We start from the raw sequence: 14547 nt of genomic DNA, 5'->3' as shown, positions 1-14547 counted from the left end.
GACAGTGAATACGTCATCGGGCACCGCGGCATTTCATTGCGCCGAACCGCTCGTTTCGCCTCTGGTCAGAAAGCGATCAGAGCGCGACGGGCGTCAGGACGCGAGGACCTCGTCGAGCAGGGCCTCGGCCTTGTCCTCGTTCGTGTTCTCCGCGAGGGCGAGCTCGCTCACCAGGATCTGGCGGGCCTTGGCGAGCATGCGCTTCTCGCCGGCGGAGAGTCCACGCTCACGCTCACGACGCCACAGGTCACGGACTACCTCCGCCACCTTGATGACATCGCCGGAGGCGAGCTTCTCAAGATTTGCCTTGTAACGACGGGACCAGTTGGTGGGCTCCTCGGCGTACGGCGCGCGCAGTACCTCGAAGACCCGGTCCAGCCCGTCCTGACCGACCACATCACGTACGCCGACGAACTCCGCATTGTCCGCTGGCACACGCACTGTCAGGTCGCCCTGGGCGACCTTCAGCACCAAGTAGGTCTTGTCCACGCCTTTGATCTGGCGAGTTTCGATAGCCTCGATCAGCGCGGCCCCGTGATGGGGATAGACCACGGTGTCGCCAACCTTGAACGTCATGTGACAGGTACCCCTTCCGTGGCTATCCAGGGTAACACGGAAACCGCGTGTTCTGAATGGCGTTTTCGCAGGTCAGGGCATATCTCGGGGCTTGACAATCCCAACATGAACGTGCTGCGGAGGGGTCGCGGGCGACGGTATTCGCAGGTCGGAGCGGCTCTCCCGGCGAGGAGAAACGCGCACGTTACAACACCCCCGATCCCCGCCCACGTGCCTGATCGTCCAGATTTGTCGGGTTCCGGGGGCCCATCTTCCGCTACTCCGTTCGGCCTGCGGAGTCACGTACGAGACGAATCCGGAATTGATCACGCGGGCCGGAGATCGGCATCGGATCGGTCCGAGATCGAGTCGGAGATCGGCAGAAGATCGACCGAAGATCAATTTCCCGGGCCGCCACGCATTCCTTACGGGAAATCCGCAAGGCCGCCCCGGAGGCTTGTCGGTGGCTTAGCAAGGGTTCTTATGTGAAAGACGGACGAAAGACGGACGAGTGCGTGGCAGATGAGTCCATGCAGCACGCAAGTACACCGGGTGACGTGAGAGCCGGACGGGAGAGTCGCGGCATGGAGAAGCGGCGAACGGTCGCGGTCGGGGAGCCGTAGGGGCGGGTCGGGTGCGGCGGCGCGGGAACGGCTCGGTAACCTGAGGCCGCTGACCGACCCTTAGGGCGGCTTTACAGACGAGCTGCCCTGATCCGCCCACGTTCTAGGAGTTGCCGCCGCCGTGAGCAGCAGCCTTCGACGCGGCAGCCTCGCCGCCGCCGCCATCGCGTTCTCGATCGCCTCGCTCGCCGCGTGCGGTGCCGGCAACAAGGCCCAGACGCTGGAGATCAAGCCGGACAACGCGGCCGTCACCGTCGGCCAGATCAAGATCCAGAACGCCGTCGTCATCACCCAGGCCGAGCTGGAGTCGACGGGCCCTGCCGCGGTCTCCGCCACCCTGTTCAACAGCGGCGACACCGCCCAGACCCTGGAGTCCGTCAAGGTCGAGGGCATCGGGCAGGCCGCGGAGCTCAAGCCCGCCAAGGGCTCGGGCAAGCTGACCGTCCCGGCCGGCGGCTCGCTGATCCTCGGCGGCAAGGGCAACGCCTCCGCCGTACTGGAGAGCAGCCGCGAGGCGTTCGCGGACGGTGACGCGCAGCCGGTCACCTTCACCTTCAGCAAGACCGGCGACGTGAAGCTGGAAGCGTTCGTCGTACCCGGCCACGGCTACTACGCCGAATGGGGCCCGAGCGAGGCCGCGGCGGCGCCGAGCACCGAGCCCTCCGCGGCGGAGTCGGAGTCCGGTACGGCCACCGGGTCGCCGTCGCCCTCCGGATCCGCGGCCGGTGAGACCGAGGAGACCGAGGAGACGGGCGAGGCGGGCACGCAGGCCACCGACGCGGCCTCGGCCAGCGCGGATGCCTCGGAGTCCGCAGCGGGCCACTGAGCGGCTCACAGCCACCGTTCTCCGGTACGGGCAGGTCCCGTACGTACGCATGATGTACGCGTATCGCGTACCGCAAGACGCATGACGAAGGGCGGGACCCCTCATCCGGGGGTCCCGCCCTTCGCCGTACTTACTGTCGTGTGCGGACGTACCGTCCGGTGCGGTCTACGGCTCGAACTTGTAGCCGAGGCCGCGGACCGTCACCAGGTAGCGCGGCGCGCCGGGGTCCGGCTCGATCTTCGCCCGCAGGCGCTTCACGTGGACGTCCAGCGTCTTGGTGTCCCCTACGTAGTCGGCGCCCCACACCCGGTCGATGAGCTGCATACGCGTCAGGACGCGGCCCGCGTTGCGCAGCAGCATCTCCAGGAGGTCGAACTCCTTGAGCGGGAGGTCGACCTTGGAGCCGGAGACGGTGACCACGTGGCGGTCGACGTCCATCCGCACCGGGCCCGCCTCCAGGGCGGCCACGCTGACCTCCTCCGGCTCGCCGCGGCGGCGCAGGACGGCCCGGATGCGGGCGACCAGCTCCCGCGACGAGAAGGGCTTGGTCACATAGTCGTCGGCTCCTATTTCGAGCCCCACGACCTTGTCGATCTCACTGTCCTTGGCGGTGACCATGATCACCGGAACGTTCGAACGGCTGCGCAGCTGACGGCACACCTCGGTGCCCGGCAGGCCGGGCAGCATCAGGTCGAGCAGGACGAGGTCGGCGCCGTTGCGCTCGAACTCGTCGAGACCGTCGGGCCCGGTGGCCGCGATGGCGACCTCGAAGCCCTCTTTGCGAAGCATGTAGGACAGAGCGTCGCTGAAGGACTCCTCGTCCTCGACGACGAGCACTCGGGTCACGGGTGGACCTCCGGGGCAGAAAAGGGTTCGTACGGGGATGAGACGGTGGTCGTCCCGTCGGTCTGTCCGGTCTCGTCGTCTTCGTCGAGGCCGGGCATCTGGGCGCCGCTCGCGCGGTCGCGGGCGGCGCCCGCCTCCGGCAGCCGCAGGGTGAAGGTGGAGCCCTGACCCTCGGAGCTCCACACCGTGACCTCCCCGCTGTGCGAGGCTGCCACGTGCTTGACGATCGCGAGCCCGAGCCCCGTACCGCCGGTTGCGCGGGAACGGGCCGGGTCGACGCGGTAGAAGCGCTCGAAGACGCGCTCCTTGTCCTTCTCGGAGATGCCGATGCCCTGGTCGGTCACGGCGATCTCGATGAGGTCTCCGCCGGGCGCGGTCACCCTGCGCGCGGCTATGCCGACCCGGGTGCGGGCGGGCGAGTAGTTGACGGCGTTCTCCACGAGGTTGCCGAGGGCCGCGGCCAGCTGGCCGCGGTTGCCCCACAGACGCAGGTCGGCGGTGCCGCCGGCGGCCATGGTGATCTGCTTGGTGCCGGCCTGGTGGCGGCAGCGGTCGATCGCCTCGGCGACCAGCTCGTCGACGCGGACCGGCTCGGCGTCCTCCAGCGGGTCGTCGTTCTGGACCCGGGAGAGGTCGATGAGTTCCTGGACGAGGTTGGTGAGGCGGGTCGCCTCTATCTGCATGCGTCCGGCGAAGCGCTCCACGGCCTCCGGTTCCTCCGAGGCGCCCATGACGGCCTCGGAGAGGAGGGAGAGCGCGCCGACCGGGGTCTTGAGCTCGTGGCTGACATTGGCCACGAAGTCACGTCGTACGGCTTCGATGCGGCGGGCCTCGGTGAGGTCCTCGACCAGGAGCAGGACGAGCCGGGAGCCGAGCGGCGCTACCCGGGCGGACACGGCGAGTGCCTCGCCCCGGCCGGTGCCGCGCCGGGGCAGGTCCAGTTCGACCTGGCGTATCTCGCCGTCCCTGCGGGTGTCGCGGGCCATCAGGATCATCGGCTCGACGGCCAGTTTCCCGCCACGCACGAGACCGAGGGCGTACGCGGCCGAGCTGGCCTTGACCACGGCGTCGGACTCGTCGAGCACGACGGCGGAGGAGCGGAGCACGGACAGAACCGTGTCGACGCCCGGTGGCAGGACCGGGTCGGTGTGCAGAGAGGTGCGGGTGGGGCGTTTCTGTTCCCGCTCACTCCAGCGGAACGCCAGCACGGCGATGGCACCGGTGAGTACACCGGCGATCGCTGCCGCTGCGGCGACAGCCGCGTTCACGTCCATGGCTCCAGGTTAGGCACGCCGTACGCCCCGGTCACAGCGGTCCGAGGGTGGACTCGAACACTCGTCGCCCAGAGTTCACCCTGGAGACCCTGCTGGTTCACTTCTTACGACCGGGCCGCGCACCCTTCCCACCTGCGGGAAGAGGTGACGTCGCCCAGAATTCACCTGGGTGCCGGTGATGGTTCATTTGAGGGGACGTAAACCGACGCGTTCAGGCCGGAGCGTGGGAACGTGGGGTTCACGAGCCCCAGTGAACCTCCGAAGCAGACGTAGGAAAGGGACATCCAGATGCGGGACGCGTACCACGAGGAACTTGACTCGATCGGCGAGGGCCTGGTCGAGATGGCCCGCCTCGTCGGCTCGGCCATCGGTCGCGCCACCACGGCGATCCTCGACTCCGATCTGAAGCTGGCGGAGAGCGTGATCGCGGCCGACCAGAAGGTCGACGATCTCCAGCACGACCTTGAGGCACGGGCGATAACCCTGCTGGCCCGGCAGCAGCCCGTGGCCACGGACCTGCGGATCGTCGTCACCTCGCTCCGTATGTCGGCCGACCTGGAGCGCTCCGGCGACCTCGCCCAGCACGTGGCGAAGCTGGCGCGGCTGCGCTTCCCGGACCGTGCCATTCCGCAGGACCTGCACGCCACGATCCTGGAGATGGGCCAGCTCGCGCAGCGGCTGATGGCGAAGGCGGCCGAGGTCATCATCACCAAGGACGTCGACCTCGCCCTCCAGCTGGAGCAGGACGACGACGCGATGGACCTCCTCCACCGCACGCTCTTCCAGCACCTCCTGGACGACCGCTGGAAGCACGGCATCGAGACCGCCGTGGACGTGACGCTGCTGGGCCGCTACTACGAGCGTTTCGCGGACCACGCGGTGTCGGTGGCGAACCGTGTGGTGTACCTGGTGACGGGCGAGCACGCCGACGAGCTGCAGACTGCTCCGCAGGTCGAGGGCGCGTAGGCCTGCGGCAACCGGGTGGGATCTGGTTGCGAGGGGGCGCATCGGGTGCGGGCAGGGGCGCGAAAGCCTCTGTGCGCCGTTGATGCGCCCGGCCTCGGGGGAATGCAATGGGAGTAGGCACAAGCCTTCGAGGAGGGACCCATGGCCGATTCCCCCACCACGCCCGACCCGACCCAGGAGCGCGAGACGCAGCAGCCCGTCGAGATCAAGAGCCTGCCGCTCTTCGGCGCCTGCGGCTGCGGCTCGGGCTGCGGATGCGGGTGCCAGTCCGGCAATCCCTGTCAGTGCGGCTGACGCGCCTGCGGTGTGCCAGGTGAACGCGCGGCGTGCCAGGTGAACGCGGAAGGGCCCCGCTTCAGGTGCGGGGCCCTTCCGTTCGTTCATCGGTTCATGCGCCGACGGGCGGCGGCTACCGGTTGGTGGTGCGCACCGCGTCCAGGTTCGGCTGCGGGGCCGCGATACCGGTCGCCCGCTGCGCGGTGTCGCTCACGGCGCCGGGGGCTGCCGAGCGCGCGGTCGCCTGCGCCGGGGTGAGGCCGTTGTAGTACGGCCGGTACTGCACCAGCGAGCTGCCCGCGCTGATGGCGGAGCCCGCCGCGGTCAGCTCGGCCGCGGAGACCGAGCCGGTGCCACCGAAGGCGATGACGGAGTTGACGCCGGCCGCCTGCTGACGCAGGTAGGTGGCGCTCGTCTCCGACAGGGTCGTCTCGTCGGTCCACAGGACCGGGCCGTAGTGCAGCATGCCGGTGCTCGCGGAGACGCCACCGCGCCAGCTGTCCGTCCAGGCGAGGCCGACCTGGTACGGGGAGCTCCACCAGAACCGCGCCAGCTCGGCCGACGTACCGTCGTGGCCGCTGCCGCTGATCGGGTAGTACGAGTAGGTGCCGGGCCAGTTGGAGAAGGCCGTGTGCGTGAGCGCGTACTTCGCCGAGGTGCCGACCGGGACGACCAGGGTCTGGTCGGGGTCGATCGAGTTGAGGTACGACTTCACCGACGACGAGAGCGTGTTGCCCTCGTTGAGGACGACCGTGCCCTTGCCGCCCGCGCCGAGGGCCCCGGCCGCGGCGGAGGCCGCGATCGCCGAGTGGTAGTCGGTGCCGGTGGCGATGAACACGTACTCCGGAGAGCTGGTGACGGCCTTCGCGACTGCCACGGAGGTGGAGTAGCGCGAGGTGCCGGACAGCCGCTTCGGGGTGAAGCCGAGCGAGCTGACCTTGGTGGCGACCGCGCTGGACAGGATGTCCGTGCCGCCGACGAGGTAGACCGTGGCGCCGGGCTTCAGCGCGCGCTTCAGCTCGTTCTGGACGCCGGCCGACACCGAGGTCTTCGACGTCATCAGCAGGGGGCCCAGCTTCTGGCCGGCGAGGGTCTGCCCGGTCAGGGCGTAGGACGGGCTGTCCTTGCTGATGAGGACGGCGGTCTTCGCGTCGATCAGGCCGGGCTCGCTCTGGCCGGTCGTGTTCCAGGTCCAGCGGGACGCGGCGACGTTCGTGGCGTACGAGTCGGCACCCCAGACCCGGCCCACGCTCTGGCTGCGCAGCGGCTGCCAGGCGGGGTCGAGGGCCGAGGACGTACCCGGCGGCAGCGCCACCTTGGTGACGTCACCGGTGGCGACGTCGACGATGCGCGGGATGGCCACGTCCTCGTCGGTGCCGTTGGTGACGACGATCCGGTTGCCGGTGGGCGACCAGGCCGGAGCGTACGCGGCGTCGGTGAAGCTGAGCTGGCGCTCTCCGGTGCCGTCGGTGTTGACGACGAAGAGCCTGCTCTGGCCGTCCGCCTCGCGTACGAAGGCGACCTGGGTGCCGTCGGGCGAGATCGCGGGGTTCGTGCCGGAGTCGGCCAGCTTCGTGAAGCCGCCGGTGGCGTTCTCCCAGAGCCAGATGGCCGAGCCGGTCGGCGATCCGCAGGTGTCGCCGGTGCGGACGAAGGCGACCAGGCCGTTGACGGACCCGCTGGGCTGGCGGTCGCAGCCGTCCTCCGCGGTGGAGAACAGCGGCTGGGCGTAGCGGGAGCCGTCCGAGGACGCGTACCGGAGGCGACCGCCGCCGGAGTACACGACCGTCTCCCCCGAACCCAGGAACGTCGGGTGGCCGACGCTGGTCATCGAGCCCTGCTCCTGGATCTTGACCAGGGTGGATCCGGTGTAGCGGCGGGTCTCGACCCGGTTGTTCTTCACGTACGCGACCCGGCTGCCGTCGGGCGACCAGGCCGGCTGGCGGGCGTCGGCGAGGAAGTCCGTGTAGGTGCTGCTGCCGGGTTCCTGCGTCTGGATGACGTTACGGGCGCCGTTGACGAACGTCAGCTTGCCGTCGGCGGCCTGCCAGGTGACGGGTTCCGCCGCGACCGCGCCGGGCGTGACGGTCGCCATGCCCGCGGCCACGGCGACGACGGTGCCCAGTGCCGCGAGCACGCGGCGTCTGTGAATCTTCATGTGCCCCCACAAGAATGATGACAACTGCGATGCCGCAACGACGGCAAGGCATGGACAAAAGAACTGAAAAGGGCTGCCGTTCGCCTCCCCGACGTGGAACGGACACCTCACGTTCTCCACGACAGCTGGGTCACTGTAGCGGCACACATGATCAGAAAGGAACACCTTTGAACGACCGTTGCGAGGAGGGGCGTCCCGTCCTCTTCCTCGACGTCGACGGACCACTCATTCCGTTCGGCCGGTCGACCGACGGCGGTTCCCCTGCTCCCCCTCCCTCGGGGAATCCCCCGGGGAACCCGCTGCTCGGACGGCTCGACCCCACCGTCGGGCCGCGCCTCCTGGCGCTGGGATGCGAGCTGGTGTGGGCGACGACCTGGCTGGACGACGCGAACGAGGTGGTCGCCCCACGGATCGGGCTGCCGGTGCTGCCCGTGGTGAGGTGGCCGGACGCGTCCGCCGACGCGTCCTCGCCCACGGCCGCCGACGAGGGTCCGCGCGGTCTGCACGGTCTGCACGGTCTGCACTGGAAGACCAGGCACATCGTCGACTGGGCCGGCCGCCGCCCGTTCATCTGGGTCGACGACGAGATCGGCGCCATGGACCGCCTATGGGTCGACGCGCAACGGCGGGAGCCGTCGTTGCTTCACCGTGTCGACCCGGGCGAGGGCCTGGGCGACGCGGACTTCGCGGCGCTCACGGACTGGATCCGTACTGCCGTACCGCTATACCGCCGTACCGCCGTACCGCCGTACCGCCGTACCTAAGGCGTAACCGGCCTACTGGGCACTAGCGTTGAGGCCATGATCGTATGGCTCAACGGCACGCATGGCGCGGGCAAGACGACGACCAGCGTGCTTGTGCAGCAACTGATCCCGGATTCGCGGGTGTTCGACGCGGAGAAGGTCGGCGAGACGCTCATGGACATCACCCCTGGGCTGCCAGGGCCCGGGGCGGACAACTTCCAGCACTGGCCGCCATGGCGGCCGCTCGTCGTCGAGACCGCGCGCCGGGTACTGGACTACGCGGGCGGCGTTCTGGTGATGCCCATGACCGTGCTGGTGGAGCAGTACTGGCGCGAGATCAGCGCGGGCCTGGCCCAACACGCCATCCCCGTACGGCATTTCGTGCTCCACGCCGACCAGGACACCCTGCGCGGACGCATCGCGGGCGACACCGTTCTCGGCCCCGACTCCCCGTTCCGCCTCCAGTACCTTGAGCCCTACGCCGAGGCGGCCCGCACGTGGCTGCACGCCGAGGCCGAGGTCATCGACACGACGCACCTCACACCTGCGGAGGCCGCCGCGCGGATCGCAAAAGCCGTCAGCTGTCCCGTCGGCTCTCCCGTCAACTGTCCGTAGGGAGACAAGACGTGCCCGTCGGGCTGTGTGCGGGCGAGGCGAACAGGTGCGCGATCAGCCACGGGGCGATCCGCACGGCGTGCCTGTGACTGATCGGCCAGTTGCGCGACCCTCCGTACGGCTGGCTCAAGTGCGCGGTCCTCGCCGGAATCATGGTCATCGAAGGCTGGGCGGCCCACCGGTACAAGACCCGCAGCCGCCGCTGACCCCGGCGCCTCCCCCGCGGGCTCCCCTGCAGTCCCCCCCCAACCGTCTCTGCAGACGGCTACCAGTCCCGCCAGTCGTCAGTGATCTCGGCACGCCCGATGCCTCGCCCCGCTGCCAGGGCCGGGACGTCGATGCCGTGCTCGGTCAGGGTCTGATCGATGTACAGGCACAACTCCTCCCGCTCCTGGGTCTCGTAACCGGCGCCGCCGTGACCGTCGTTGATGCCGTTCAACACCAGGACGACACGCTCGATCGCCCCAAAGACCCGCTCACCGTCCCTGCCGTTGTCCTTACTCTCCTCGTCCCCACTCTCCTTGTCCCTGCCCCTGTCCTCGATCAGCCCCCGCACATCGGACTCGAACGCGCCCAGCGCCTCATCCGTCGCGGACAGCAGGGATTCGGGGAAGAGCTGGGACATGAAGGCGTCGCTCGGGTCACGCGCCCCGGAAGCAAGTTCCCTTGCCTCGCCGTCGACACGCGCGCGCCAGGATGTGGATGGTCTGATGGCCATGCCCAGGACAGTAGCTCCCGGCACTGACACACCCCGCTCCGCAAGGCTGTCGAGCCGTACGAAGCCGTGAGTAGCCGTGAGTAGCCGTACTGCGACCGACGGACTCATCACGGGGATCAGGACCTTCTCACCTCGTGAGCCATTCGAAGACGTCACCGAAAAGCCATACACGGGGCTGTTGGGCCGAAGGCGAGGTCATGATCGAAAAGACGATGACGATGAGGAGGCAGCTCAGACACGAAAAACACGAGCAACAGCCGCCGTCCGCCTCAGACTCATCAGGATCGGAAGCGTTCGGGTCGCGATCTTTCGGATCGGAAGAGTTCGGGTCGGGTATGCGATCCTCCCGAACCGATTCCGGACCGGACGGCTTCTCGAAACCGCCGTCACCATCCTGCGGCCCGTCCCCGCTCATGGCCACCCCGGGTTTTCGCCGTGCACTGCGCCGCAACACATGCGCTGATCAGCCATGGTGCGCCCCTCGACCGTTCCACGGTAGCCGTCAGAGGGTTGAGAGAGGAGCGGTGCAACCGGTCATGAGTGCCCTGGCGGAGCGGGCCACCGCCCACCGTCCGGGCCCCTGGGGCAGGCGCTCGGCGAGCAGCGAGCCCCTCATGACTTCACAGTGCAGACTCACTCAAAGCCAGGCCCGAGGGAATCCCGCATGGTGGCGCGGAGATGCCGTAAGGCGGTGTCGTACGGGGTGTGGAGCGCCTGCCACTCGACAGAGTCGTCAGCTACCTCAGCGGCAGTCGTGGCGATCGCAACTCGTTGCGCTCTCAGAGGGTCGTAGGCCTCGCGTACGGCATCGTAGACGAACGGTGGTGCCACGAGACTGACACTTCGATGCCCGCCCCGAAGTTGCCGCCAGTGACGCTGCTGACCGTCCTCGACCTCCGCATCCGCCGCTGGCGTCGTCGCACCTGACTTCCCCGGGGACGACCCATGGACGACGCAGAGACGGTCCAAGGACGGTCCAGACACAACAGAAAGCCCCCTACCAGCGGAGAACCCGCAGCTAGGGGGCCTGTCCGTACGTGCTTACTTCTTCTTGCCCTGGTTCTTCACAGCCTCGATCGCCGCCGCGGCCGCCGCCGGGTCCAGGTATGTGCCGCCCGGGTTCAGCGGCTTGAAGGATGCGTCCAGTTCGTATGCGAGCGGGATGCCCGTCGGGATGTTCAGGCCCGCGATGTCCGCGTCCGAGACGCCGTCGAGGTGCTTGACGAGGGCGCGGAGGGAGTTGCCGTGGGCGGCCACCAGGACCGTGCGGCCGGCCAGGAGGTCCGGGACGATGCCGTCGTACCAGTACGGCAGCATGCGGACGACGACGTCCTTCAGGCACTCCGTGCGCGGGCGCAGCTCCGGCGGGATCGTCGCGTAGCGCGGGTCGTCCGACTGCGAGAACTCCGTGCCGTCCTCAAGCGGGGGCGGCGGCGTGTCGTACGAGCGGCGCCACAGCATGAACTGCTCCTCGCCGAACTCCGCGAGGGTCTGCGCCTTGTCCTTGCCCTGCAGCGCGCCGTAGTGCCGCTCGTTCAGGCGCCAGCTGCGGTGGACCGGGATCCAGTGACGGTCCGCCGATTCGAGGGAGAGCTGCGCCGTGCGGATCGCGCGCTTCTGGAGCGAGGTGTGGACGACGTCGGGCAGCAGGCCGGCGTCCTTGAGCAGCTCACCGCCGCGTACTGCCTCCTTCTCGCCCTTCTCGTTGAGGTTGACGTCCACCCAGCCGGTGAACAGGTTCTTCGCGTTCCATTCGCTCTCGCCGTGGCGGAGGAGGATCAGCTTGTACGGTGCGTCGGCCATGGCCCCGAGCGTAATCGACGCCCCCGATCGGCCGCTCGCCCGCCCGGAACCCGGACACCTGGATACCCGGAACCCGGACGCCCGGACACCCGGACGCCCGGACACCCGGAGCTCCTGGACCCCTGTCCCCCTGGCCTCCGAAGCTCCTGGATCACGAAGCTCCTGGAGTTCTGATTTCGTGGGTACCCGTCGGCCTCCTCCCCCGCCACTTGACGACTTCTGTTAATTGAGTGGCCGCCGTCCGGCCCGGCCTCGTAATTTGTGCTTGCCGCGTGCGCCACTTACATCGCCTAATTTGCGCCGCGCCGCTCACACCACGTACAAGAGCTGTGTTCAGCAGAACCTGGGGGTCCTCCATGCCGTTCACGTCCCTGAGCGTGAGACGTGTCGCGCGCGAGACCCTCTCCGGGCTCCCCCGTGAGTTCTGGTGGCTGTGGACCAGCACGCTCGTCAACCGGCTCGGCGCCTTCGTCGCCACCTTCATGGCCCTGTACCTCACGCTGGACCGCGGCTACTCCGCCTCGTACGCCGGACTCGTCGCCTCGCTCCACGGGCTCGGCGGAGTGATCTCGTCCCTCGGTGCGGGCGTGATGACGGACCGGCTCGGGCGGCGGCCCACGCTCCTCATCGCCCAGGCGTCCACCGCCCTCTCCGTCGCGCTGCTCGGCTTCATGCACCACCCGGTGGCCATCGCCGCCGTCGCCTTCCTCGTCGGCATGGCCAGCAACGCCTCCCGCCCCGCCGTGCAGGCGATGATGGGCGACATCGTCAGGCCCGAGGACCGGGTGCGGGCCTTCTCGCTCAACTACTGGGCGATCAACCTGGGCTTCGCCGTCTCGTCCACGGCGGCCGGGTTCATCGCTGAGGTCAGTTATCTCGCCGGTTTCCTCATCGAGGCCGGGATGACGATGGTCTGCGCGATCGTCGTCTTCGTGAAGCTGCCCGAGTCGCGGCCCGAGCCGGCCCCCAAGAGGGCCGGCGAGCCCGAGGTGGGTCTGGGGACGGTTCTGCGCGACGGGCGTTTCATGAGCGTCGTCGGGCTGTCGTTCCTCGTCGCGCTCGTCTTCCAGCAGGGGTTCGTGGGTCTGCCGGTGGCGATGGGCCAGGCCGGGTTCACGCCCGCCGACTACGGCCTGGTGATCGCGGTCAACGGCGTCCTCATCGTCGTGCTCCAGCTCCCCGTCACCCGTTTCATCCAGCACCGGGACCCGAAACGGCTTCTCGTCGTGTCGTCCCTCCTCGCCGGGTACGGGTTCGGGCTCACCGCCTTCGCGGGCTCCGTCGCCGCCTTCGCGCTCACCATCTGCGTCTGGACCCTCGCCGAGATCGTGAACGCGCCCACCCAGACCGGCCTCGTCGTCCGCCTCTCCCCCACCCACGGCCGCGGCCGGTACCAGGGCATGTACACGATGTCCTGGTCCGTCGCCGCGCTCGTCGCCCCCCTGATGGCCGGAGTCGTCATCGACCGGTACGGGGCCGCGTGGCTGTGGGGCTTGTGCGCGGCCGTCGGCACGGTGGCCGGACTGGGATACGGGCTGCTCATGCGCAAGCTCCCGGACGAGGAGCCCGTAGCCGCTGAATCACCCCGGCCCGAGGCCCGGTCCGAGACCCGGCCCGAGACCCGATCCGAGGCCCGATCCGAGAACCGGTCCGAGGCCCGACCCGAGCCCCTGCCGCTCCCCCGGTCGCCGGTCCAGTCGCCGGCCCAGCCCCGGCCCGCTGCCGAAAAGCCTGAGGTCAGCACCGGCTAGCGCCCCGTGGCAACGCGCGGCACCGCCGCACCTCAGTGGTGCATCCGGGCCCCCTTCACCACCTTGTCCACCGCGTTGCGCGGCCCGTACACCGCGAGGCCGACCACGTCGAGGTCCGCGGTCGGTACGGCCCGTACCGCCGCCCGGTTGTCGCGGTCGTTGCCCGTGCCGAACAGGTCCGCGGTGAACAGCGCGCGGGGCAGGGCGCGGGACAGGGCCTTGCCGTGGGCCGCCTTCAGCGTCTCCTTCGTACCCTCGAAGACCAGGACCGGCTGGCGGAACATCGGCAGGTAGCCGACGCCGTCCGCGTCCTCGTACGGCTCGCCGACCACCTCGGGGACCGCCGGGCCCAGGCCGCTGACCAGGAACGCGGTCACGTTCAGCCGCTGCCACGGCTCCAGGTCCTCGCGCAGCAGGACGGCGATCTTGGTGTCGAAACGGACGGGGGCCGGGGCGGGGCCCAGGCTGTATTCAGGGGTATCACTGATGCCACTGGTCTCGCTGGTCTCACTGCTCATACTGCTCTCACTGCTCTCACTGCTCATGCTTCGAGACTGCCGAGCCGCGTACGCACCTGTCTTGTACGTTGTTTGCATGGTGGTCCGGCGTGAGGTCTCCGCCTGGCGCCCCAGCGTGCCGGGTGTCGTGGAGGTCTTCCACGCCCACTTCACGGAGTACGCGTATCCGATGCACGTGCACGACGCGTGGACCCTGCTGCTCGTCGACGCGGGCGCGGTGCGCTACGACCTCGACCGGCACGAGCACGGCACCCCGGACGGCACGGTCTCGCTGCTTCCGCCGCACGTGCCGCACAACGGGTCGCCGATCACCGAGGACGGCTTCCGCAAGCGGGTCCTGTACCTGGATCTCAGCCGCCTCGACGAGACGTACATCGGACCGGCCGTGGACACCCCCGACTTCCTCGATCCGGTGCTGCGGCGGCGGGTCGGGCAGCTGCACACGGCCCTCGCCCACCCCGGCGACGAGCTGGAGGCGGAGAGCAGGCTGACCCTGATCGGCGAGCGGCTGCGCGGCCATCTGCGGCCCGCGCTCGTCAAGGACGGCCGGGACGCCGACCACCCGCTCGCCCACCGGCTGCGCGAACTGCTCGACGAACGCCTCCTCCAGGGCGTCACCCTCCAGGAGGCCGCCGGGCTCGTGCACGCGCACCCCGCCCATCTGGTGCGGGCGTTCAGCGGCGCGTACGGGATACCGCCGCACCAGTACCTGATGTCACGCCGGGTGGAGCAGGCCCGCCGCCTGCTGCTGGCGGGCCGCGCACCCGGCGAGGTGGCCGCGGAGACCGGCTTCTACGACCAGTCGCACCTGAACCGCCACTTCAAGCGGCTGGTCGGAGTGGCACCCGGCCGCTACCGCGACAGCTCGCGCTGAG

The 14547-nt window shown here is 69.2% G+C and carries 14 protein-coding genes; 7 read left to right on the top strand and 7 right to left on the bottom strand.

Features of this window, described 5'->3' with window-relative positions:
• Positions 1–93 precede the first annotated feature (93 nt).
• Complete coding sequence (locus tag C6Y14_RS05130; RefSeq protein ID WP_003953493.1) at positions 94–576, bottom strand: CarD family transcriptional regulator; 483 nt, start codon at positions 574–576, stop codon at positions 94–96.
• Between the two features lie 723 nt (positions 577–1299).
• Here C6Y14_RS05130 and C6Y14_RS05120 point away from each other — a divergent pair.
• Positions 1300–2004 carry a copper chaperone PCu(A)C gene (locus C6Y14_RS05120; protein WP_107015302.1) on the top strand — a complete coding sequence of 235 codons (705 nt, stop codon included), beginning with the start codon at positions 1300–1302 and terminating at the stop codon, positions 2002–2004.
• A 165-nt stretch (positions 2005–2169) separates the two neighbouring features.
• On the opposite strand, the gene C6Y14_RS05115 is transcribed toward C6Y14_RS05120, so the two are convergent.
• On the bottom strand, positions 2170–2850 hold the full coding sequence (locus tag C6Y14_RS05115) for a response regulator transcription factor (protein ID WP_107015301.1): 681 nt from the start codon (positions 2848–2850) through the stop codon (positions 2170–2172).
• Positions 2847–4124: a sensor histidine kinase gene (locus tag C6Y14_RS05110; protein ID WP_107015300.1), complete on the bottom strand. Its 1278-nt coding sequence runs from the start codon at positions 4122–4124 to the stop codon at positions 2847–2849. The genes C6Y14_RS05115 and C6Y14_RS05110 overlap by 4 nt, the downstream gene beginning before the upstream one ends.
• Before the next feature lie 288 nt (positions 4125–4412).
• On the opposite strand from C6Y14_RS05110, the gene phoU reads away from it, so the two are divergent.
• Both phoU and C6Y14_RS44460 read left to right on the top strand, forming a co-directional pair.
• Positions 4413–5090, top strand: coding sequence for a phosphate signaling complex protein PhoU (phoU, locus tag C6Y14_RS05105; protein WP_107015299.1), 678 nt, complete (start codon positions 4413–4415; stop codon positions 5088–5090).
• A 141-nt stretch (positions 5091–5231) separates the two neighbouring features.
• Positions 5232–5384, top strand: coding sequence for a hypothetical protein (locus C6Y14_RS44460; protein ID WP_188113919.1), 153 nt, complete (start codon positions 5232–5234; stop codon positions 5382–5384).
• Positions 5385–5499: 115 nt separating this feature from the next.
• Here C6Y14_RS44460 and C6Y14_RS05100 read toward each other — a convergent pair whose 3' ends face one another.
• Positions 5500–7524, bottom strand: a complete 2025-nt coding sequence (locus C6Y14_RS05100; protein WP_107015298.1) for a cell wall-binding repeat-containing protein — start codon at positions 7522–7524, stop codon at positions 5500–5502.
• A 167-nt stretch (positions 7525–7691) separates the two neighbouring features.
• On the opposite strand from C6Y14_RS05100, the gene C6Y14_RS05095 reads away from it, so the two are divergent.
• A complete protein-coding gene (locus C6Y14_RS05095; RefSeq protein WP_107015297.1) occupies positions 7692–8288 on the top strand; it encodes an HAD domain-containing protein in 597 nt (198 codons plus the stop codon).
• Between the two features lie 36 nt (positions 8289–8324).
• Complete coding sequence (locus C6Y14_RS05090; protein ID WP_107015296.1) at positions 8325–8882, top strand: ATP-binding protein; 558 nt, start codon at positions 8325–8327, stop codon at positions 8880–8882.
• Between the two features lie 265 nt (positions 8883–9147).
• Here C6Y14_RS05090 and C6Y14_RS05085 read toward each other — a convergent pair whose 3' ends face one another.
• Positions 9148–9600 carry a hypothetical protein gene (locus C6Y14_RS05085; RefSeq protein WP_107015295.1) on the bottom strand — a complete coding sequence of 151 codons (453 nt, stop codon included), beginning with the start codon at positions 9598–9600 and terminating at the stop codon, positions 9148–9150.
• A gap of 1041 nt (positions 9601–10641) precedes the next feature.
• Complete coding sequence (locus C6Y14_RS05080; RefSeq protein ID WP_107015294.1) at positions 10642–11403, bottom strand: phosphoglyceromutase; 762 nt, start codon at positions 11401–11403, stop codon at positions 10642–10644.
• Positions 11404–11759: 356 nt separating this feature from the next.
• Between C6Y14_RS05080 and C6Y14_RS05075 the strand changes: the two genes are divergently transcribed.
• The gene (locus C6Y14_RS05075) at positions 11760–13154 is read left to right on the top strand and encodes an MDR family MFS transporter (RefSeq protein WP_107015293.1); all 1395 of its coding nucleotides are present in this window, start codon (positions 11760–11762) and stop codon (positions 13152–13154) included.
• 32 nt (positions 13155–13186) lie between these two features.
• On the opposite strand, the gene C6Y14_RS05070 is transcribed toward C6Y14_RS05075, so the two are convergent.
• Positions 13187–13672, bottom strand: a complete 486-nt coding sequence (locus tag C6Y14_RS05070; RefSeq protein WP_107015292.1) for a DUF2000 domain-containing protein — start codon at positions 13670–13672, stop codon at positions 13187–13189.
• A 76-nt stretch (positions 13673–13748) separates the two neighbouring features.
• Between C6Y14_RS05070 and C6Y14_RS05065 the strand changes: the two genes are divergently transcribed.
• Complete coding sequence (locus tag C6Y14_RS05065) at positions 13749–14546, top strand: helix-turn-helix transcriptional regulator (protein WP_107015291.1); 798 nt, start codon at positions 13749–13751, stop codon at positions 14544–14546.
• Position 14547 lies beyond the last annotated feature (1 nt).

Source organism: Streptomyces dioscori, assembly GCF_003024195.1.
In the GTDB taxonomy this organism is placed as follows: domain Bacteria; phylum Actinomycetota; class Actinomycetes; order Streptomycetales; family Streptomycetaceae; genus Streptomyces; species Streptomyces dioscori.
Note: the sequence above shows the minus strand (reverse complement) of the source record. Positions and strands in the feature narration are given on the sequence as shown.